Below are 21,102 nucleotides of genomic sequence, written 5' to 3'. Positions count from 1 at the left end.
GTGAAGTAAATGGGATTTAATCAACTACCGTTTCTATTAACAGCAATCATTCCTCTAACGGTATTAATTTATTATTTTTTCCGAAAAAAATATGTGGAGAAACAAATTTCCACCACGCTTTTTTGGGACGAAGTAATGAAAGAAACGAAAGCTTCACCTTATTTACAACATTTACAAAGAAATACCTTATTTTATTTGCAAATGCTTGGCCTTATTTTACTTGTTATTGCTTTATTACAGCCGTATTGGAAAACAAAATCTATTGCTGGTGATCAAATTATATGGGTAGTAGATACGTCAGCGACAATGCTATCAAAAAAAGATGGGCAAACGATATTTGAGGGACATCAAAAAGAAATGCTAGATTTAACAAATAGACTTGGCGGTAAAGCTGTTACGATTATAACAACTGGAACAGAACCTCAAGTAATATTGCGTAATGAAACTAATACTAAGACTATTCAAAACGCCGTAAAATCATTAGAAGTTACATATGCTAATGAACAGTTTCCAACAACGTTAGACTTTTTACAAACATTCATTAGTAAGAAATCAACAGTTATTTATTTGTTCACGGATGCAATAGAACGTGACCAATTACCATTGGAATTACCAGACGTTAAATGGATTGTTAAAGGGGCACCAGATAACCTACAGAACATTTCATTGCAGCGTTTTGGTGCCACAAAAGTAGAAGGTCAGCTGAAGGCGATTACTCAAGTGAAAAATGATACGAGTAAAGAACAACAAGTAACAATCTCAATTACTAATGAGACAGGTAAAGTGTTAACAAATAAGAAAATTATTATCCCTGCAAATAAAGAAGAACGTGTTCTCTTCGATAATCTTCCTGATCAAACAGCTCTAACAGCTAAGTTAAAGGTCGAAGATGACTACAAAGTAGATAACGAAATAACCATTTTGATACAGCAGAATATATCTAAAATTTTAGTCGATCAAGGGTTACAGCAATTAGTACAAAAAGCCTTTCAGGCGATGGATTTCCCAGTAAGCATAGTACCATCGTTACAATTAGGAGATTCGAAGGATGATGCAATCATCGTTACAAACCAAACGAGGTTGTTAGAACAAAAAAAGCAACCTGTTCTTTTAATTGGGCGTGATGATAAAAAAGCAAAAGAAGTAAAGGGAGAACTGAAAACGAAGGATTCTAACCTCTTTGCTTATGCTCCAATAAAGGATGTATACGTCAATGAGTTGTATCCTGCGTTTAGAGATTATAAAACAATTGCAACAATTGGAGATGCGCCATTTATTCAAATTTCACCTGTAGGACATATTGCCGTCTTAGCGGATATACAAATGACAGACTGGCCGCTTCACCCTTCATTCCCTTTATTCTTATGGAGTGCAAAAGAAAGCCTCGCTAGTAGTGGTAGTGATATTGGCACGTTTTCACCGAATGAAAGACGTATTATTTCTTTGGCCGGAACAGGTGGTGGAGAAAAAGGGTATGAAATATTTACTCAAGGCGGGGAATATATTCGTAGCTTTGAAGATGGTAACAGTTTTATCGCACCTACTAAACCAGGACTCTATATGATGAAATCGGGTAATGAGGAAAAACGCTTCGTAGTTACATTACAGCAGCAAGAGAAAGTAATTACTAAAGGGACTTCATTTGAATATGGAGAGACTATGGATAAGAAAGCAACAAATTTTGTACAGCAACCCCTAGTGCCATTATTATTATTGTTGATTATCACATTATTACTAGTTGAATGGGAGGTGCAACGTCGATATGGATTTACGCATTGATCACCCCCTCTATCTTTTGTTATTCATACCAGTTCTAATGTATTTTGGGTGGGCATGGCTACAAAGTAGCAAACGTTATAATAAAGAACATAAAATTATTTTCTACATGCGTGTAGTAGCAATCAGTTTACTTATTTTTGCATTGAGTGCCCCTTATATTTTATTGCCGGTAAAGGAAGAACAAGTAGTCTTTTTAGTAGATCGTTCTGCCTCAATGGAAGGAACTGAAAAAGATATTGCGAGTTGGATTCAAGAAAGTATTGAAAGTAGTAAGGACTACCAATCTAAAGGGGTCTATAGCTTTGCTTCAGGAGTACAAACTGATCTAGGCTTAACCGCTGATAACATCAATTTACCAGTATGGCCAGCTATTAAAGATAGTGGACAAACCAATTTAGCAAATGCCTTACAGCTAGTATCCAATGTAGTAGATAGTAATAAGGCTACTCGTATTGTATTATTTTCAGATGGCGTAGAAACAGCGGGTTCAACAATGGATCAACTCAGTCGGCTACAAAATAGTAATATTCAAATTGATACAGTAAAAGTAGATAAACCAGTAAAACAAGATGTTGCCATTACATCTTTTGAAACGCCACCTGTGGCATATAAAGGTGAACGGCAACAGTTAACGGTGCAAGTTGAAGCTTCCACAAATACGACAGGTGAATTACTATTGTCGGCGAATGATAAAGTAATTGAAAAACAAAAAGTACAGTTAGATAGTGGCTCAAATACAGTTACATTCCGCCATACGGCAAAAGGTGACGGTCTCATTAAATATAAGGCCCAACTTAAAATGGCAGAAGATGCCTTCCTTGAAAATAATGAATTAACAAGTGTCACTACAGTACAAGGAACACCACATATATTATTAGTACACGGTGATGATGTGAAATCAAGTACTCTTTTTAATGTCATTGACCAAAGTACGTTAAAGATAGATGACATCTCAGCGATAGAATTACCGTCAATGCAGTCATCTTATATTGGCTATGATGCTATTATTTTTGATAATGTCTCAGGGCATTTAGTCGGAGAAAAGAAAATGGCGATGATTGAACAGGCAGTGAAAAACTTTGGGATGGGATTTATGATGATTGGTGGGGAAAATAGTTTTGGGCTCGGTGGATATTTTAAAACGCCGATTGAAACCATTTTGCCTGTTGAAATGGAAGTGAAAGGTAAAGAACAAATTCCTTCTCTAGGCTTAACAATTGTCTTAGACCGTTCTGGGAGTATGAGTGGTAACAAAATTAATTTAGCAAAAGAAGCAGCTGCACGCTCAGTGGAATTATTGCGTGAAGACGACACATTTGGATTCATCGCGTTTGACGACCGTCCATGGGAAATCATACCGCCAATTCCGTTAGAAGATAAGCAGCAGGTGATCGAGCAAATTTTATCTGTTGCACCAAATGGAGGAACCGAAATTTATACTTCATTAAGCTTAGCTTATGAACGTATGCAAGATTTAAAGTTACAGCGCAAGCATATTATATTGTTAACAGATGGTCAGGCAGCCACAAATAGTTCCTATGATCAACTAATTGAAGAAGGTAAAAAAGCGAATATCACACTTTCTACAGTTGCAATTGGCCAAGATTCTGATCGAGGTTTACTTCAATATTTAGCTGAAGCAGGAGCAGGTCGATTTTATGATGTGGCGGATGAAGAAACAATTCCGTCTATATTATCTCGTGAAACGTCGATGTTGACTCGCACATATATTGAAGACAATCCGTTTTATCCCATCATAGGTGGAGGGACGAAATGGCAAAGTCTATTTAAAGATGGCGTACCGAAAATGAATGCTTACATCGCTACTACAGCAAAGCAAACGGCTAATGTCATTGCTGAAAGTGAAAAGGATGATCCTGTTCTTGCTGAATGGAAATACGGACTAGGAAAGACAATGGCCTTCACATCAGATTCCAAAGGCAAGTGGAGTGGAGATTGGGCTCGCTTTCAAGGGTGGTCGGATTTTTGGAACACGACCGTGTCAGAGCTACTCCCTGCTTATAATGAGGTACCCTATAATATCCAACAGCAAAGCGACGGTTCTTTTATCGTTTCAGATCCGACAGCAAAATCTGCCTTTATGGACATAGTTGTTGTAGATGAAAAAGGTGAAGAGTTATCAATCATAGAAGAACCATTAGCGCCTGGAAAAACACGTGTGAAATTTGATCATGGACCTGGATTAGTATTCTTCAGAGTTTCAAATGATGAAAAAGGTATGTATCAAGCGGGACTGACTATCCCTTATAGTGCAGAATATAAAATACAGCCAGACAATACGAAGTTATTAAAAGAGCTATCAACAAAAACTAATGGTAAAGAAATAACAGATCCAGAAGAAGCCTTTCGTAAGCATACTTCTTCGAGTTCAAACCAACAGAGCATTGTACAATGGTTGGTATTAACTGCAATGTTATTGTTCTTTATCGATATCACATTAAGACGTTTCGGCTTGACTACATTACTTAATATTCCAAAGGGCATTCGTAGAACAAAAAAAGAAACCAAACATGGAGAACACCTCAATGTTGGCGAACTGTTAAAAAATAAAAAAACACGTTAAAAAGGCAGCTCGAGATTGAGCCGCCTTTTTATATATAATTAAGCAAGCGTTGTTTTTCTCTTTGCCCAAACCGCAGTTAAAGAGAAGCAACTAACAAGAATAATCGTTCCGAAAACATAGGGACTATTCATATTCCAATCAAATAATATTCCTGCAAGTGCAGGACCAATCATATTACCTAAACTCATGTATGCATTATTCATACCAGCAGCGAAACCTTGTTCATTGCCAGCAGTTTTTGAAATTAGAGTATTGACAGCAGGACGAATTAAAGTTGTTGCTGTTGAGAATATTGTTGCCACAAGCAACATGATAAAGAATCCACTAACGAATAATATACCAAGCATGCTAATGGAGGCAACTGCAAGACCAAATAAAATAATTTTCATTTCGCCGAATTTTTTAAATAACTTATTTAATGCAAAGCCTTGAACAATGACACCTACAAAACCACCAACTGTCATTAAAATAGCTATATCAGTTGCTGTGTATGAAAACTTATAAGTTAAGAACATTGATAGAGTCGCTTGGAAATTTGAAATTCCAAATGAGAAGACAAAGACAACAATAAGTAGTACAAAATATGATGCATGGAATGAACGGGTTAATTGCTTGAATATGTTATCACCTTTCACAACATTCTGTATTATAGGTGTTGTCGCTGGTAATAAGATGAGAGATAAAACGCCTGCAATGATAGAAGCAGAACCAGCAAAATAGAATGGAAAGTGTAAACTAACGTTAGACAAAAAGCCACCAATTCCTGGTCCAATCATAAAGCCTAGTGAAATCGCTGCTCCAATTAGCCCCATTGCTTTTCCACGTTCATCAATGGTTGTAATATCTGCTACATAGGCCATAATTGGCGGTACAATAAAGGCAGATCCGACTCCTGTTAAGAATCGACAAACGAATAGCATCCAAAGTTCTGTAGATAAGCCAAAAGAGATTTGTGCAATACCGTTTAAAATTAGACCAAAAACTATTAATTTTTTTCTACCTATTTTGTCAGATAGATTACCTGCAATAGGGGAGAACAGAAACTGCGCAAAAGCTATTATAGCTATTAAAAAGCCGAGTACTTGTCCAGCTGCACCAAACAGTTTTAAATATGTGGGCATTACAGGAATAATAAGACCAACAGCACTCATCGTGATAAACATATTAAACATTAATAAAATCAATGCCAATTTATTAGAGGATTTCATATATTACTCTCTTTCTTGAAGAAGTATTTCGTGTTGCTAATTAATGTCGCTGTTAGAATTATACAGCTTGTTCAGATGTTAAGCAACAAAAGAAGCTCAGTGAGGTTTACACCTACCGAGCTTCTTTATTTTATCGTATGGACATTTTAAATTTCAAGAAAAATTCATTGTACTCACCGATTTTTTCTTTACCTAAATTTTTGTACACATGTAAATTATTTCGAACTTCTTTTGATGGATAGTAACGTTCGTCGTTTACTACTTCAGGATCCATTAATTTTAATGCAGCTTTATTCGGTGTAGAGTATCCTACATAATCTGCATTTTGAGCAGCCACTTCAGGATCTAACATAAAGTTAATGAATTTATGCGCACCTGCAACGTTTTTTGACGTTTTAGGAATAACCATGTTATCAAACCATAAATTCGAACCTTCTGAAGGCACATTGTATGTTAAGTCTTCATTTTCATACATCATATCAGCAGCTTGACCTGACCAAGTTAAAGCAACAGAGGCATCACCATTGACCATTAATTGTGTTACTTCATCCCCGATAATGGCTTTGACATTCGGAGCCATTTTTATTAATTTGTCAGTTGCTGCCTTTAATTCATCAGTATCAGTAGAATTAAGTGATTTTCCCATACTGTTTAAACCAACACCTAAAACTTCACGAGCACTATCAACTAATATAACTTTTCCTTTTAGAGATGGATCCCAAAGATCGTCCCAGCTATCGAAATTTTGTCCTTTTAACATTTTAGAATTATAAACAATTCCTACAGTTCCCCAAAAATATGGAACAGAGTATTTATTCTTTGGGTCAAAATCCAAATTCAAAAAATCTTCATCGATGTTCTTGATATTCGGAATTTGTTTGTAATCGATCGGAAGTAATAATTCACGTTCTTTCATTTGCTCAATTGTGTATTCAGATGGCATCGAAATATCATAAGATGTACCACCTTGTTCAATTTTCGTCATCATCGCTTCGTTTGAATCAAATGTTTCGTAGATAACGTGAATACCAGTTTCTTTTTCAAATTGTTTCAGTAAGTCAGGGTCAATATATTCTCCCCAGTTGTAAATGGTTAAAATATCTTTCCCTGATTTACCGGAAGTTTGGTCCATTACACTTGCAGCATACATCAGTATTGCGCAAACAAGAATTATGCCAACTGTATAGCGTACTAATGACTTCATTTAGGAACCTCCGATCCACGAGCGCCTTTACTACGGTTTGTGATGAAGTAATAGCCGAGCACAAGTAACATCGTAACAAAGAATACTAAGCCTGAAATAGCATTAACAGTTAAAGACACACCAGCGCGTGCCATCGAATAGATTTCAACGGATAAAGTACTAAAGCCATTTCCGGTAACGAAAAACGTTACTGCGAAATCATCTAGGGAATAAGTTAAAGCTAAAAAGAATCCTGCGAAAATACCAGGTTTGATATAAGGTAAAATAACACGAGTTAGAATGTCACGACGTGATGCACCTAGATCAAGTGCGGCATCGATTAGAGAAGAACTCATTTCTTGTAACTTAGGTAAAACCATAATGACAACAATTGGGATACTAAAAGCAACGTGTGCTAATAATACAGAACTAAAGCCTAAATTAACCCCAACCATTGTGAATAAGATCAAGAAAGATGCCCCAATAATAACGTCTGGACTTACAATTAAAATATTATTAAGCGAAAGAACAGTATTACGTAGTTTGTGATTGCGTATCGAAACAATTCCAATCGCACCAAGAGTCCCAATCATAGTGGAAATAAGTGCGGACAATAATGCTACTACAACTGTATTAATCAAAATGTTTATCAAACGTGTATCTTCAAATACAGCTTTGTAATGTTCCAACGTAAATGATTCAAAATTTGTCATCGTTCCGCCACTGTTAAAAGAGTAAAATACTAAAAACAGAATAGGCGCATACAAAACGACAAAAACCAAAGCTAAATACAGCTTTGAACCTTTACTTAGCTTTTCCATTTTGTGATGCCCCTTTCTCTTTTTGACCAGTGAGTAGCATGATGATGAACATAAATAGTATTAAGAAAACTGCGATTGTCGAACCCATTCCCCAGTTTTGAGTAACCAAAAACTGTTGTTCGATTGCAGTCCCAAGTGTAATAACGCGGTTACCTGCAATAAGTCGAGTAATCATAAATAGAGATAATGAAGGGATAAACACTGCTTGAATTCCTGATTTAACACCGTTCATTGTCAGTGGTAGTATAACTCGACGGAATGTAGTAAGTTTTGAAGCACCTAAATCACGAGAAGCATAAATAAGTGCTGGATTTAGTTTATCCAATGCATTGAAAATCGGTAAAATCATAAACGGGATGAAAATATAAACAGACACAAAAACAAAACTAGCATCAGTAAATAAGATTTGTTGTTCTGGAATGCCAATTGTTTTCAAAAATGCATTAATAGGACCACTCATACCGAAAATCCCAATAAATGCGTACGTTTTTAAAAGTAAGTTAATCCATGATGGAATAATAATTAATATAAGCCAAAGTTGTTTTTGCTTTGTTTTAGTAATTAAATAGGCCGTAGGATAAGAAACTAATAATGAAAATACTGTAATCAGAAATGCGTACCAAAATGAACTTAGCGTCATTTTCAAATAAACGCCCGTAAAGAAGTTCTGATAGTTCGCGAATGTAAAATTACCATTTAAATCAAGAAGTGAGTAATACACAACTAATATAATAGGGGCAATTACAAAGAGAGCAATCCATAAATAATATGGAACGAGTGTAAATGGACTGTTTTTGTTATTTCTCATCTTCTTCATCTCCATATGATTCTAAACGCTTGTCAAAGTCTTCCTCTGTCTCGTTTAGACGCATAACGTGAATGGCTTCAGGATCAAAATCTAGTCCGATTTTCGTACCAACTGTTGCTTTTTTTAATGAGTGTACAAGCCATTCATTTCCATCTTCATCATAGGTAGATAATTCATAATGTACACCGCGGAATAATTGTGTATCTACAGTTACTTCTAGCTTACCGTTTTCTAGGGAAGTAATTTCTAAATCCTCAGGTCGAATTACGATGTCTATCTTTTCATTTGGATTTAAACCTTGGTCAACACATTCGAATGTTTTGCCAGCGAAATTCACGACAAAATCTTCAATCATCGTCCCAGGCACTATATTTGATTCGCCGATGAAATCAGCAACGAATCGGTTAATTGGTTCGTCATAAATATCTACCGGTGTACCACTTTGTTGAATAGTACCTTCGTTTAAAACGAAAATTTCATCCGACATTGCTAACGCTTCTTCTTGGTCATGTGTGACGAATACAAATGTTTTACCTAGACGTTGTTGTAATTCTCGCAGTTCATATTGCATTTCTGTACGAAGCTTTAAATCTAATGCAGATAATGGTTCATCTAATAAGATGATTTCAGGATCATTCACGATTGCCCGAGCGATAGCGACACGTTGACGTTGCCCACCAGACATTTCAGAAATTTCACGATTGCCATAGCCTTCTAAGTTAACGAATTTTAATGCTTCATTTACACGAGTTGTTATTTCAGCATTTTTTAGTTTTTTAATACGCAATCCAAATGCTACATTTTCAAACACATCTAAATGTGGGAATAGGGCATAGTCTTGGAATACTGTATTCACTTGTCTTTCATTTGCAGGAATATTATTGATTTTCTTCCCATTGAAATAAATCGAGCCACTCGTTGGCTCCATGAAACCAGCGATTAGGCGGAGAATTGTAGTTTTACCACAACCGGATGGACCTAGTAGCGTGTAAAATTCACCTCTCTCTAATTCAAAACTGATGTCTTTTAATACGACAGTGCCATCAGAATAAGACTTCGACACGTTTTCAAAGCGGATAATTGAGTTTTCAGTCATGTGGGGCCTCCTAAACTATAAATAAGATTCGGTTGCGACGAGTAAAAGCTCGGTTTTTCCTGCGTGAGCATTAAACAGTTGATGAGTATCTGAAGCATCGAAATAGACCGCATTTCCTGCAGTTGCGATATATTCTTCTTTACCTAATACAAGTCGAACACGCCCAGTTAAAACATAGATAAATGTTTCAGAGAGAGAAGGCTCAAATTGTTTGAATTCACCGTTTTGTTCAAATGTTAAAATGACAGGTTCAATTTCTTTTTCATTAGAAGTTGGAATAAGCCATTGAATACGATATTTTTTATCTTCGTCTGTAAAGATTGTTTGGTCCTCATCTGTGTAGACGACCTTTTGTTCTTCTTGTTCATCATCAAAAAAGTCTTTCGGTGTTGAGCCAAGAACTTCTAGTAATGTGAAGAGAGTTTCAATAGAAGGGGAATTTAAATCTCTTTCTAATTGTGAGATGTAACCTTTGCTCAAATCTGTTCTTTCACCTAACTCTTCTTGGGTAAGTCCCTTTTTTAGGCGAAGTCTTTTAATCTTTTTGCCGATTTGCATCTACCTTGCTCCTCGATTGTTTACTATTCGTAAACTTAAAGAATCGAAAGTTTACTTTAACGAAACTTTTAGTTTACTCAAACGATATCTATTATACAAAATTGACAGCATTTTTCAACCGTTTTTAGAAAAAAATAATAGCAGTATTGAAAGTTTATGAGAAAATATCTGATGTTTTAAGATGAAAATTGCATTCTCTTTAAACTCATACCCTAAATGGAGATAAAGTATTCTATTTATATAGGAGATGATTTAGTAAAGTTGTTCTAGTAATAAAGAAATTAGGAATATTTAACATGACGTTGACGTCCCTGATTAGCCGAAGTTATTAAATATAAAAAACCGAATGCATCTTCGCATTCGGTAGACTTCACTAATATTAATCTCAAAACTCTAGAGCTCTCTTCACATCATTAATATAGGTATTACTGACAGGTAGTTCAGTATTATCTTTCAAAACAACCATTAAATTTGATGAGAAATCTCTCGTTATTTTTTGAATGGAGTGAATGTTCACTATATAAGAGCGGTGAATTCTTAAAAAACAATCAGGTAATCGTTTATGTAACTCTTTTAATGTTAAGTTCGTTTTGTATTGTTCACTTTTAGCATAAAACCAGCTTTTTTTATTTAAGCTTTCGAAATGCGAAACTTTTTCAATGGCGATGGGCGCCCATTCATCTTGTTGTTTACCAGTTATAAAGCGGAAAGGTTCTTTTACAGCTAGATGATGATTGGGTGGTAATATGACTAGTAGTGCTGCAGGTTGGCCATGTAAGTCGATGGGATATCCAATGCCATAATAGGGTGTACCCAATACCTCTTCTTCTACAACAGCTTCTATCTTTCTTCTTTCTTGAATGACTCGTTCAGCAATACTCCCTTTTTTTATCCCTTTGCCATTGTTTAAATGTACATCATAAGCACCTGCCACATAATAAATGTAAGAGTCTCCGATAGCAATCGCCAGCGTTGCCTCCTGTGGAATCCAATCCGCTAACAAATTCTTGTATTGATCAACTAAACCTTTTGCAAAACCAACTTTATCCTCAACCATTTGAAGCGCCCCCCTCAATTCATCTTGGAAAAACGTTCTTTCATCGTAAAAAAATGGTTTTTTATCACAAAATAATAACAAAATTTAGAAACTGTTATATATTAATTTATAACAACGTTATCTGTTATGCAACAATTAATTTAAACAGACTTTAACGTAAATTTATTGGAAGGTGTGGATTGTTATGGTATCGAAACAAAAACAAGTGGAGCAATTAGAAAAGAGCTGGACTGAAGAGGGGCGTTGGTTAGGAATTGAACGTCCATATAGCGCGGAAGAGGTAGTTAAATTACGCGGTTCAGTAATTATTGAACATACATTAGCCAAAAAAGGTGCTGAACGTTTATGGAAATCTTTACATGAAGAAGATTTTATCAATGCTTTAGGTGCATTGACTGGTAATCAAGCTGTTCAACAAGTAAAAGCGGGTTTACAAGCAATCTACCTAAGTGGTTGGCAAGTAGCAGCAGATGCAAATCTTTCAGGTCAAATGTATCCTGACCAAAGCCTATACCCAGCTAACAGTGTTCCTGCAGTTGTTAAGCGCATTAACCAAGCATTACAGCGAGCAGATCAAATTGATCATGCTGAAGGGCGAGAAGATGGCTTTGACTGGTTCGCACCGATTGTAGCAGATGCTGAAGCTGGTTTTGGCGGACCTTTAAATGTATTTGAATTAGTTAAAGGAATGATTGAATCAGGAGCATCAGGGGTTCACTTAGAAGACCAATTAGCTTCGGAGAAAAAATGTGGCCATTTGGGTGGTAAAGTTTTACTTCCAACACAAAATGCAATTCGTAATCTAATCTCTGCTAGACTTGCAGCTGATGTTTTAGATGTACCTACAATTTTAATTGCACGTACTGATGCAGATGCAGCAGATATGGTTACAAGTGATATCGATTCAAGAGATGCAGAGTTTATCACAGGGGAACGTACTCCTGAAGGTTTCTTCCGTACAAAAGCGGGTATTGATCAAGCGATTGCACGCGGTCTAGCTTATGCGCCTTATGCAGATTTAATTTGGTGCGAAACATCTACACCAGACTTAGAAGAGGCGAAAAAATTCGCTGAGGCAATTCGTGCGAAATTCCCAAATAAAATGCTTGCGTATAACTGCTCTCCCTCATTCAATTGGAAAGCAAACTTAGATGATGAAACAATCGCTAAATATCAAGTTGAACTAGGCAAAATGGGTTACAAATTCCAATTTGTAACATTAGCAGGATTCCATGCTCTAAACCACAGCATGTTTGAATTAGCGCATGATTATAAAGACAATGGCATGGCTGCGTACTCTAAACTTCAAGAAGCTGAATTTGCTAATGAAACAAAAGGCTATACAGCTACAAAACATCAACGTGAGGTAGGAACTGGTTACTTTGATGATGTTTCACAAGTGATTTCAGGGGGAACATCTTCTACAACTGCTATGAAGGGGTCTACAGAAACAGCACAATTCATTTAATCAAAAGGGGGATGGGCTATGAAGACTCAACAAGTAACTTCTCAAGATATAAAAATTTTAGGGAGACAATCGGCAGCAAGCGCAGAAATTTTAACAACTGAAGCCTTGCAATTTATAGCTTCGTTACACCGCCAGTTTGATCAACGAAGAAAAGAATTATTAGAAGAACGTCAAAATAGACAACAGCGCATCGATGCTGGCGAGAAACTGGATTTTCTTCCAGAGACAAAAGAAATCCGTGATGGAGAGTGGACTATTGCTCCACTTCCTGCAGATTTACAAGATCGTCGAGTAGAAATTACGGGGCCTGTTAATCGTAAAATGGTCATTAATGCACTTAATTCTGGTGCAAAAATGTTCATGGCATGTTTTGAAGATGCCACGTCACCTACTTGGGCCAATATGATTGAAGGGCAAGTGAATATGCGAGATGCAGTTCGAAAAACAATTTTCTTTACACAACCATCAAACGGTAAAACATATAAATTAAATGACAACCCAGCTGTCTTACTTGTTCGCCCACGAGGGTTACACTTACTCGAGAAGAATATAGAAATTGCCGGTGAACAAATCGCTGGAAGTCTATTTGATTTCGGTTTATATGTCTTCCACAATGCGAAGGAGTTAGTAGCCCGTGGATCAGGTCCATATTTTTACTTGCCAAAACTTGAAAGCCATTTAGAAGCACGATTATGGAATGACGTATTTATCTATGCTCAAGAGCAACTTGATCTTCCACAGGGAACAATTAAGGCGACTGTCTTAATCGAAACGATTACAGCTGCATTTGAAATGGATGAAATATTATATGAATTGCGTGAGCATTCAGCAGGTCTAAATTGTGGACGATGGGACTACATTTTCAGCTATTTGAAACGATTACGCAATCAACCAGAAGTTATTTTACCTGACCGTGGTCAAGTGACAATGACATCGCCATTCATGCGTGCGTACACTTTGAAATGTGTGCAAACTTGTCATAAAAGGAATGCGCCAGCCATCGGAGGAATGGCTGCACAAATTCCGATTAAAGATAATCCAGAGGCAAATGATATCGCTTTTGGTAAGGTAAGAGAAGATAAGCGTCGTGAAGCATCAGATGGTCATGATGGAACTTGGGTTGCACATCCAGGGTTAGTTTTAGTAGCTATGGAGCAATTCAATGAACATATGAAAACACCAAACCAGATTGATCGTAAGAGGGAAGATGTGCATGTAACAGCAGAAGATTTGTTAGAAGTACCTGTAGGAACAATTACAGAGGCTGGCTTACGAATCAATTGCAGTGTAGGGGTACAATATATCGCTTCATGGCTACGGGGTAATGGAGCAGCTCCGATAAACCATATGATGGAAGATGTGGCTACAGCAGAAATTTCACGCTCTCAAACGTGGCAATGGATTCGTCATCCTCAAGGGGTGCTTGATGATGGTCGTGATATTAATGAACTGTTATTTATTGAAATATTACAACAAGAACTTGCAGAAATTGAGCAACAAGTTGGTCAAGAAAACTTTCAAAATGGTCGTTATGAAGAAGCGGCAGACATCTTCAAGTTCTTGACGTTAAAATCGACATTTGAAGAATTTTTAACTTTACCAAGCTATAGTCATATTCAATAACAAAAACGGAGGAGATTACAATGAAAACAACGAAACAAGAAGTAGCAAAAAAACATTGTCGTGAGTGCGGATGCGTAATTGTTGAGCGTGTAGAATCAACTCTTTATGAGTGTGAGCGCTGCATCGGCATAAACGAAGAATAAAACGAATAGTAAAAGTTAAACTCGTCAGTCAACAATAGGCTGGTGAGTTTTTTTGTTGTAAATATTTTATAGCATGATGCATGATTAGATAATGTATTTGAAATGTGGATTTTTCGATTTTTTTTAACCGCATTCTACATTCCTGATATTATGTCTAAATAGTACTAGTCCGCCATGAAAGTAATTTATGAACATATGCAATAGTTCACCGAAATGTTCTTCAAAAATAAAAAGTATTATAGAGAAAAATGGCGGTGATTTATGCTAAACTAGGTGTCTAAGGAGGCGGAAATATTGGGAAAGAAATTGTTTTTTTATCTAGATCCTAAAGAACGACAGGGTGCGGTGAAAGTCCCAAGTGATCCCGTTTTTGAAGGTACATTCCTAATGGCGAATAATCGTTTAATCGATGCGATTGCATTAGAGGATTATTGTCCTGAATGTTTAGGGTTATTACGCTATTCAGATGATTATGATGCATTATTTTGTGCAAATTGCAATGAATGGCGAGAAGAGGTATGTGAGGATCCCTCCTGCGATAACTGTCAAGGCCGGCCTAATCGACCTTTGTGATGGATTTTGAAAAATACACAGTAATCAATAGGTGGGGTATTTATCCATAAATAATACGATTACATGGACTAAAAAGCCTATATTTATCATATTTTCTATCGAATTTAAACTCCATTTATGGGGTTTTTTCTTTTGTTATCATTTTTTTTATATAATTAATCATATCTTATTGAAGATATGTTCTTTAATTCTTTGAAGAATAAAATGTCGATTATTTGTCACAATAAGAGATAGATTAGAATAATTATTAAGTGTAAATGATTGATTTCACAATGTTGATTTGCTATTGTAGGAATTGGATTAATGCGAAAATTTTAGTTTTTCGCAATAGCATATATAACAATATTTGGAGGGATTCAACATGGCAGAACGTTTAGTAGCAAATCAAGCACCTCGCTTTGAAATGCAAGCAGTATTAGCTAATAAAGAATTCGGTAAAGTTAATTTAGAAGAAAACATGAAAAATGACAAGTGGACTGTTTTATTCTTCTATCCAATGGACTTCACATTTGTATGCCCAACTGAAATCACTGCAATGTCAGATCGTTACGATGAATTTGAAGATCTTGATGCAGAAGTAATTGGTGTATCAACTGATACAATCCACACTCATTTAGCGTGGATTAACACTGATCGTACTGAAAATGGTCTTGGTCAATTAAAATTCCCATTAGCAGCTGACCACAATCAACGTGTATCTCGTGATTATGGCGTGTTAATTGAAGAAGAAGGCGTTGCACTTCGCGGATTATTCATCATCAATCCAGAAGGCGAACTTCAATATCAAGTTGTTAACCACAATAACATTGGTCGCGATGTAGATGAAACACTTCGCGTACTACAAGCACTACAAACTGGCGGTCTTTGCCCAGCTAACTGGCGCCCAGGTCAAAAAACTCTTGAAGTTTAAATTAGATTTTTAACATCAAAAAGGCCTAACAAATGTTAGGTCTTTTTTTGAAAGATGAGAATATACTATGTACGAATTCCATTATGAGGTGATTAAACATGAAACTACGTGCTCAAATGCCTGAATTGGTAGGCGAAACAGCTTGGTTAAACGGGAAAGTATCAAAAGCGAGCTTAATCGGTAATAAACCAACACTAATCCATTTCTGGTCTGTAAGCTGTCATTTATGTAAAGAAGCAATGCCAGATGTCAATAAATTCCGTGATGAATACAGTAAAGAATTAAATGTTATTGCAGTGCATATGCCGCGTTCTGAAAGTGATTTAGACTTGGACGTTATTAAAGAAACTGCAGCTGAACATGATATTACACAACCAATTTTTGTTGACGGTGAAATGAAGTTAACTGACGCTTTCGATAACCAATATGTACCTGCTTATTATGTTTTTGATAAAGAAGGTCAACTTCGTCATTTCCAAGCAGGTGGTAGCGGTATGAAAATGCTTGAAAAACGCGTAAACCGTGTATTAGACGAAGTTCGTAACGCTGACGCATAAGTCATTTCGAATATCATAAGAATTGTCCTGTTTTTATAAGGATAATTCTTTTTTTATTGGAAAAAATAGCAATAGCTGTGTTTGTATGCTTAAATGTATTGTGTTACACTATGTCCATTCTTTACAGTATCGGGGGAAATTTTCATGAAAAAAGAATTTGTTGTCATTGGTTTAGGTCGTTTTGGCGGCAGTATCGTTTCGGAGCTGATACAACAAGGTGCTGATGTAATGGCAATAGATAAACAACCAGAAAGAGTCGACGAATTTGCTCCAATCGCCACGCAGGCAGTCGTAGCAGATACCACGGATGAATCAGTTTTGAAATCACTTGGGATTCGCAACTTTGAACATGTAATCATAGCAATTGGTGACGACATCCAATCGAGTATTTTAACTACATTGATGTTAAAAGAAATTGGGGTGCAGAAGATTACTGTGAAAGCCCAAAATGATTACCATGAAAAAGTTTTACGAAAAATAGGGGCAGATCATGTTGTTCATCCAGAACGTGATATGGGGATTCGTATTGCGAATAATATGATGTCAAATAATGTACTCGATTACTTGGAATTATCTGATGAACATTCAATTATGGAGATTAAGGCAAATCATTTATTAGAAGGCCATACAATCATTAACTTAGACATCAGGGTAAGATATGGTATTAATATTGTAGCGATTAAAAGAGGGCACGAAATCATCGTTTCACCGCAAGCGGATGAGGTCATTCATGAAGGTGATATTTTAATTGTTATCGGAGCAGATGTTGATATTAGTCGTTTTGAGAAGAAAATGATGAATTAAGAGCATAATGCTTTGGGGTTATTTATTTTGAGAGCTAGTGATGAATAATTTTTTTGAAGATTTATGCGAACTTTAGACTTTCGCCATAAAAATATAAAAAGGGTAGAGATTTTAAAATCTCTACCCTTTTGTAATCAAACTTCCATAATAATCGGTAAAATCATCGGACGACGCTTTGTTTTTTCAAATAAGTATGGTCCTAATGCATCAGTGATATCATTTTTCAGTTCTGACCACTGAGGTGTTTTGTCTTGTAATGTACGTTGTAAGTGACGGTTCAACATTTGTTGAGCTTCATTAATCATCATTCCGGATTCACGCATATATACGAAACCACGAGAGATAATATCTGGGCCGGAAACAATTTTCTGTGTCTCCATATTCACGCTAACCACAACGATGACTAGACCTTCTTCGGAAAGGATACGGCGATCGCGCAAAACGATATTACCGATATCACCAATTCCGTTACCATCGATATAAACATCACCAGAAGGAATTCGGCCCGATACAGCAGCCGTATTAGGGCTAAGTGCAAGGACATCTCCATTTTCCATGATGAACGTATTGTCTGGTTCTACGTCACAATCAATAGCTAGATCAGCATGCATACGAAGCATACGGTACTCACCATGGATTGGCATAAAGAATTTTGGTTTAATCAGACGAAGCATTAGTTTTTGTTCTTCTTGAGAACCGTGACCAGAAGTATGAATATTATTCAATGAACCATGAATAACTTCTGCACCTGCACGGAATAATGAGTTAATTGTTTTATTAACGCTAATTGTGTTCCCTGGGATTGGTGAAGATGAAAATACAACAGTATCACCAGGTTGAATTTGGATTTGACGGTGAGTCCCATTGGCAATACGAGAAAGTGCTGCCATTGGTTCACCTTGGCTACCTGTACAAAGAATTAATACTTCGTTAGCTGGCAAACGATTTAACGTTTGTGAATCAACAAAAGTTTCTTTTGGTGCAGTGATATAGCCTAATTCACGGCCAATTGTAATAGCGTTATCCATACTTCTACCAAATACAGCAATTTTACGTCCGTGTCTAGCAGCGGCATCCGTAACTTGTTGTAATCGGTGAATATTTGAAGCGAATGTTGCAAAAATAAGACGACCTTCCACTTTGCGTAGAATTTCATCAATACTTTCTCCAACTTTGCGTTCAGACATTGTGAAATTAGGAACTTCTGCATTTGTACTATCAGATAGTAGACATAACACGCCATCGCGTCCGATTTCAGCCATTTTTGTTAAGTTTGCTGGTTCACCGACAGGAGTGAAGTCGAATTTGAAATCTCCTGTATGAACGATATTACCAGGAGGAGTTTTTACAACAATACCGTATGCATCCGGAATACTGTGGGTTGTTCTAAAGAAGCTCACAGAAGTTTTACGGAATTTAATAATGTCCTCTTCTTGGATTTCAATCATTTTTGTCTGGCGAAGTAAACCATGCTCGTCCAATTTATTACGTAACAAACCTAGTGCAAGCTTGCCACCGTATACAGGAATGTTAATTTGACGAAGCAAATAAGGAATACCACCAATATGATCTTCATGACCATGAGTAATGAATAGACCTTTAATCTTGTCTACATTTCTTACTAAATAAGTGTAGTCTGGTATAACATAGTCAATACCTAATAGATCGTCCTCAGGGAATTTAATTCCTGCGTCAATCAAGATAATTTCATCTTGGAATTGTACGGCATACGTATTTTTACCGATTTCGCCCAGTCCGCCGAGTGCGAAAACCGCTGTTTGGTCATTTTTGACAAACTTCATACGTTTAGAGTTTCTCCACGTGGAAATGTTCGCTTGCTTGTTCGTACTCTAAGTAGTTTCCTTCAAGCAATTGAATAAATTCGATATTGTAGTTACGGTCTTTAAGTTTTTGACGAACTTCACGCTCATCTACCGCTTCTAAATATAAGCATTGAGTATTTTCGCGAACTGGTACTTCAAGCGCATTTTCTTGATAATAAACTTTGTAAATCATAATATGCTCTCCTTTAACACGTTCAAAATAATTGCATTTCCTTTATATTATCACGCTAGTAACTTAAAATAAAGAAAAGCCCTCCAAAATTATGAAGGGCAAATATACTTAAGCGATTGTTTTTTTTCCGAGCAAGCCATTAAGCCGTTTCAACAATTGTTTTTTAAGGCGTTTAAACATGGCATATCACTCCTCGTGGACATTATACAATATTAAGTTATTACTGTAAAGTCTTTTTGCTTAACAAATGGGAATACAAGAAAAGAGAGGAAGTAATTTAATATGCAGAAAAAAATATTGTTTTTTGATATTGACGGTACACTCTATAATTCGAAAAAAGAAATTCCACAGACAACAATTGATGCGGTCAAAAAGGCAAAAGATAATGGTCATGAAGTGGTTATTGCTACGGGTAGAGCCCCGTTTATGATTCAGGAAGTTCTTGAAACGCTAAAAGTAGACTCTTATGTTTGTTTTAATGGGCAATATGTTGTGTATAAGGGGAACCCTATCTCATTGAAGCCAGTTCCACTTGAACAATTGAAGGCTCTTGTAAACTATGTGGAGAAACAGGATAAACCATTAGTCTTTTTAGATGATCAAGAGATGGTTACTTCTGTTCCAGAGCATCATCAGATAAAGGAAAGCTTGACTTCATTACTCTATCCTATGCCAAGACTGGATAAACATTTCTACTTAAATCATCCTATTTATCAAGTTTTATTGTATGTAAGTGTCGAAGAAGAAAAAGAATATGCAGCGGCTTTTCCTGAGTTGCAGTTAGTTCGATGGCATACTTATTGTTGTGATGTATTAAATAAAGGTGTTTCTAAAGCATATGGGATTGAACGTTTACTTGAATATACTAATTTTGAAATGCAAGATGCGATAGCTTTCGGTGATGGTTTAAATGATGTTGAAATGTTAACAGCAGTTGGAACAGGTGTGGCAATGGGAAATGGTCATGTTAAAGCGAAAACTGTAGCGAGTTTTGTAACTGATCATGTAGATGAAGATGGATTAGTAAAAGCAATGGAAAAATTACAATTGGTATAAAAAACAATAAAAAAGCCTTACTATGATTTTACGATTCATAGTAAGGCTTTTTTTTTAATTGTTTTCAATTGGTTGAGAATTTGGTACATCAGCGAATGGGTTGGATTCATTGATATGATCATAGAACATGACACCATTTAAATGGTCTAATTCATGTTGAAACGCGATTGCGGGTATGCCTTTTAAGCGCATTTTTATTTCTTCACCATCAAGTGTATGGTATTTAACTGTAATACGTGCATGGCGTGGTACGTAACCAGCTACGTTACGATCAACTGACAAACAGCCTTCACCGTTTGTTAAATAAGTGTTTTCAACTGAATGACTAACGATTTTCGGGTTTACAGCGACGAAGCTGATTTGATTGTCATTGTCATCATGTAAATGAAGAGCAAACATTCTTTTTGATTCATTTATTTGCGGAGCGGCAATACCTATTCCAGAACGCAAGTCATATTTTTCACTTATTACAGGGTCTTGACTATTAATAAGGAATTCAAGTAAGTCTTGACCTAATTTTTTATCCTCAGGTGTTAGGGGAAAAGTTAATTCTTTCGCGCGGGTACGTAATGTTGGATGGCCTTCGCGAATTACATTATCCATTAAAATCATTTCGTTTCTTCCTTTCGATACAAAATCTATATCCATAGTATAACGTACAACGACAATCGTTCAATGAAAAAGAGAGATTCTTAGAAGATTATTTGTTTAACTTTACGACAACTGGGAATACATAATACGTGGTAAAAGTCTGTTCTAGTAAAGAGTGGGAAAATGAATCTGTTGTATAATACAGTTGTCTGAGGGTTTATGGTACAGATTTTTCCGAATAGTAAGAAAAAAATAATGTAAGCATTA

At 36.2% G+C, this 21,102-nt stretch carries 20 protein-coding genes; 10 read left to right on the top strand and 10 right to left on the bottom strand.

Translation table 11 applies throughout. The features are described from left to right. The first annotated feature begins 9 nt into the window (after positions 1–9). Complete coding sequence (locus BK137_RS03575) at positions 10–1,779, top strand: vWA domain-containing protein (RefSeq protein WP_038183556.1); 1,770 nt, start codon at positions 10–12, stop codon at positions 1,777–1,779. After that, complete coding sequence (locus BK137_RS03570) at positions 1,763–4,363, top strand: VWA domain-containing protein (RefSeq protein ID WP_038183559.1); 2,601 nt, start codon at positions 1,763–1,765, stop codon at positions 4,361–4,363. The genes BK137_RS03575 and BK137_RS03570 overlap by 17 nt, the downstream gene beginning before the upstream one ends. A gap of 38 nt (positions 4,364–4,401) precedes the next feature. Here BK137_RS03570 and BK137_RS03565 read toward each other — a convergent pair whose 3' ends face one another. From BK137_RS03565 to BK137_RS03535, 7 genes are all read right to left on the bottom strand, one after another. Then, positions 4,402–5,571, bottom strand: coding sequence for an MFS transporter (locus BK137_RS03565; protein ID WP_038183562.1), 1,170 nt, complete (start codon positions 5,569–5,571; stop codon positions 4,402–4,404). Between the two features lie 130 nt (positions 5,572–5,701). Next, positions 5,702–6,775 carry an ABC transporter substrate-binding protein gene (locus BK137_RS03560; protein ID WP_038183565.1) on the bottom strand — a complete coding sequence of 358 codons (1,074 nt, stop codon included), beginning with the start codon at positions 6,773–6,775 and terminating at the stop codon, positions 5,702–5,704. After that, positions 6,772–7,575, bottom strand: coding sequence for an ABC transporter permease (locus BK137_RS03555; protein WP_038183569.1), 804 nt, complete (start codon positions 7,573–7,575; stop codon positions 6,772–6,774). Before BK137_RS03555 ends, BK137_RS03560 begins: the two co-directional genes overlap by 4 nt. Continuing rightward, complete coding sequence (locus BK137_RS03550; RefSeq protein ID WP_038183572.1) at positions 7,559–8,383, bottom strand: ABC transporter permease; 825 nt, start codon at positions 8,381–8,383, stop codon at positions 7,559–7,561. The genes BK137_RS03555 and BK137_RS03550 overlap by 17 nt, the downstream gene beginning before the upstream one ends. After that, positions 8,373–9,479 carry an ABC transporter ATP-binding protein gene (locus BK137_RS03545; RefSeq protein ID WP_038183575.1) on the bottom strand — a complete coding sequence of 369 codons (1,107 nt, stop codon included), beginning with the start codon at positions 9,477–9,479 and terminating at the stop codon, positions 8,373–8,375. The genes BK137_RS03550 and BK137_RS03545 overlap by 11 nt, the downstream gene beginning before the upstream one ends. Positions 9,480–9,494: 15 nt before the next feature. Continuing rightward, positions 9,495–10,037 carry a helix-turn-helix domain-containing protein gene (locus BK137_RS03540; RefSeq protein ID WP_038183578.1) on the bottom strand — a complete coding sequence of 181 codons (543 nt, stop codon included), beginning with the start codon at positions 10,035–10,037 and terminating at the stop codon, positions 9,495–9,497. 385 nt (positions 10,038–10,422) lie between these two features. Beyond that, on the bottom strand, positions 10,423–11,094 hold the full coding sequence (locus BK137_RS03535) for a LytTR family DNA-binding domain-containing protein (protein ID WP_038183581.1): 672 nt from the start codon (positions 11,092–11,094) through the stop codon (positions 10,423–10,425). Positions 11,095–11,278: 184 nt separating this feature from the next. Here BK137_RS03535 and aceA point away from each other — a divergent pair, with 184 nt between their 5' ends. From aceA to BK137_RS03505, 7 genes are all read left to right on the top strand, one after another. After that, positions 11,279–12,562, top strand: coding sequence for an isocitrate lyase (aceA, locus tag BK137_RS03530; protein WP_038183584.1), 1,284 nt, complete (start codon positions 11,279–11,281; stop codon positions 12,560–12,562). 18 nt (positions 12,563–12,580) lie between these two features. Then, complete coding sequence (gene aceB / locus BK137_RS03525; RefSeq protein ID WP_038183587.1) at positions 12,581–14,185, top strand: malate synthase A; 1,605 nt, start codon at positions 12,581–12,583, stop codon at positions 14,183–14,185. A 20-nt stretch (positions 14,186–14,205) separates the two neighbouring features. Then, the gene (locus BK137_RS22500) at positions 14,206–14,328 is read left to right on the top strand and encodes a YhfH family protein (protein WP_200866437.1); all 123 of its coding nucleotides are present in this window, start codon (positions 14,206–14,208) and stop codon (positions 14,326–14,328) included. A 294-nt stretch (positions 14,329–14,622) separates the two neighbouring features. Continuing rightward, on the top strand, positions 14,623–14,901 hold the full coding sequence (locus BK137_RS03520; RefSeq protein WP_038183590.1) for a hypothetical protein: 279 nt from the start codon (positions 14,623–14,625) through the stop codon (positions 14,899–14,901). Positions 14,902–15,262: 361 nt separating this feature from the next. Next, positions 15,263–15,811 carry a peroxiredoxin gene (locus BK137_RS03515; protein ID WP_038183596.1) on the top strand — a complete coding sequence of 183 codons (549 nt, stop codon included), beginning with the start codon at positions 15,263–15,265 and terminating at the stop codon, positions 15,809–15,811. Between the two features lie 98 nt (positions 15,812–15,909). Beyond that, entirely contained in the window at positions 15,910–16,368 is a 459-nt protein-coding gene (locus BK137_RS03510; protein ID WP_038183608.1) for a TlpA disulfide reductase family protein, read from the top strand. Positions 16,369–16,512: 144 nt separating this feature from the next. After that, positions 16,513–17,172, top strand: coding sequence for a potassium channel family protein (locus tag BK137_RS03505; protein ID WP_038183611.1), 660 nt, complete (start codon positions 16,513–16,515; stop codon positions 17,170–17,172). Positions 17,173–17,306: 134 nt separating this feature from the next. On the opposite strand, the gene rnjA is transcribed toward BK137_RS03505, so the two are convergent. Together rnjA and BK137_RS03495 are read right to left on the bottom strand one after the other, a co-directional pair. Further along, the gene (gene rnjA / locus BK137_RS03500) at positions 17,307–18,974 is read right to left on the bottom strand and encodes a ribonuclease J1 (protein WP_038183613.1); all 1,668 of its coding nucleotides are present in this window, start codon (positions 18,972–18,974) and stop codon (positions 17,307–17,309) included. Between the two features lie 4 nt (positions 18,975–18,978). Continuing rightward, complete coding sequence (locus BK137_RS03495; protein ID WP_038183616.1) at positions 18,979–19,188, bottom strand: DNA-dependent RNA polymerase subunit epsilon; 210 nt, start codon at positions 19,186–19,188, stop codon at positions 18,979–18,981. A 282-nt stretch (positions 19,189–19,470) separates the two neighbouring features. Here BK137_RS03495 and BK137_RS03490 point away from each other — a divergent pair, with 282 nt between their 5' ends. After that, positions 19,471–20,244, top strand: coding sequence for a Cof-type HAD-IIB family hydrolase (locus BK137_RS03490; RefSeq protein ID WP_038183618.1), 774 nt, complete (start codon positions 19,471–19,473; stop codon positions 20,242–20,244). A 54-nt stretch (positions 20,245–20,298) separates the two neighbouring features. Here the strand turns inward: BK137_RS03490 and def are convergent, their stop codons facing one another. Then, entirely contained in the window at positions 20,299–20,856 is a 558-nt protein-coding gene (def, locus tag BK137_RS03485) for a peptide deformylase (RefSeq protein ID WP_038183620.1), read from the bottom strand. Positions 20,857–21,102: the final 246 nt, after the last annotated feature.

Source organism: Viridibacillus arenosi (genome assembly GCF_001955655.1).
Taxonomy (GTDB): Bacteria; Bacillota; Bacilli; order Bacillales_A; family Planococcaceae; genus Viridibacillus; species Viridibacillus arenosi.
This window is presented reverse-complemented; position numbering and strand designations above follow the sequence as displayed.

What these genes read in the sequence shown, in the direction of transcription:
- BK137_RS03575 (WP_038183556.1), top strand. Translation starts at nt 10, where the DNA reads ATGGGATTTAATCAACTACCGTTTCTATTAACAGCAATCATTCCTCTA.
- BK137_RS03570 (WP_038183559.1), top strand. Translation starts at nt 1,763, where the DNA reads ATGGATTTACGCATTGATCACCCCCTCTATCTTTTGTTATTCATACCA.
- BK137_RS03565 (WP_038183562.1), bottom strand. Translation starts at nt 5,571, where the DNA reads ATGAAATCCTCTAATAAATTGGCATTGATTTTATTAATGTTTAATATG.
- BK137_RS03560 (WP_038183565.1), bottom strand. Translation starts at nt 6,775, where the DNA reads ATGAAGTCATTAGTACGCTATACAGTTGGCATAATTCTTGTTTGCGCA.
- BK137_RS03555 (WP_038183569.1), bottom strand. Translation starts at nt 7,575, where the DNA reads ATGGAAAAGCTAAGTAAAGGTTCAAAGCTGTATTTAGCTTTGGTTTTT.
- BK137_RS03550 (WP_038183572.1), bottom strand. Translation starts at nt 8,383, where the DNA reads ATGAGAAATAACAAAAACAGTCCATTTACACTCGTTCCATATTATTTA.
- BK137_RS03545 (WP_038183575.1), bottom strand. Translation starts at nt 9,479, where the DNA reads ATGACTGAAAACTCAATTATCCGCTTTGAAAACGTGTCGAAGTCTTAT.
- BK137_RS03540 (WP_038183578.1), bottom strand. Translation starts at nt 10,037, where the DNA reads ATGCAAATCGGCAAAAAGATTAAAAGACTTCGCCTAAAAAAGGGACTT.
- BK137_RS03535 (WP_038183581.1), bottom strand. Translation starts at nt 11,094, where the DNA reads ATGGTTGAGGATAAAGTTGGTTTTGCAAAAGGTTTAGTTGATCAATAC.
- aceA (WP_038183584.1), top strand. Translation starts at nt 11,279, where the DNA reads ATGGTATCGAAACAAAAACAAGTGGAGCAATTAGAAAAGAGCTGGACT.
- aceB (WP_038183587.1), top strand. Translation starts at nt 12,581, where the DNA reads ATGAAGACTCAACAAGTAACTTCTCAAGATATAAAAATTTTAGGGAGA.
- BK137_RS22500 (WP_200866437.1), top strand. Translation starts at nt 14,206, where the DNA reads ATGAAAACAACGAAACAAGAAGTAGCAAAAAAACATTGTCGTGAGTGC.
- BK137_RS03515 (WP_038183596.1), top strand. Translation starts at nt 15,263, where the DNA reads ATGGCAGAACGTTTAGTAGCAAATCAAGCACCTCGCTTTGAAATGCAA.
- BK137_RS03510 (WP_038183608.1), top strand. Translation starts at nt 15,910, where the DNA reads ATGAAACTACGTGCTCAAATGCCTGAATTGGTAGGCGAAACAGCTTGG.
- BK137_RS03505 (WP_038183611.1), top strand. Translation starts at nt 16,513, where the DNA reads ATGAAAAAAGAATTTGTTGTCATTGGTTTAGGTCGTTTTGGCGGCAGT.
- rnjA (WP_038183613.1), bottom strand. Translation starts at nt 18,974, where the DNA reads ATGAAGTTTGTCAAAAATGACCAAACAGCGGTTTTCGCACTCGGCGGA.
- BK137_RS03495 (WP_038183616.1), bottom strand. Translation starts at nt 19,188, where the DNA reads ATGATTTACAAAGTTTATTATCAAGAAAATGCGCTTGAAGTACCAGTT.
- BK137_RS03490 (WP_038183618.1), top strand. Translation starts at nt 19,471, where the DNA reads ATGCAGAAAAAAATATTGTTTTTTGATATTGACGGTACACTCTATAAT.
- def (WP_038183620.1), bottom strand. Translation starts at nt 20,856, where the DNA reads ATGATTTTAATGGATAATGTAATTCGCGAAGGCCATCCAACATTACGT.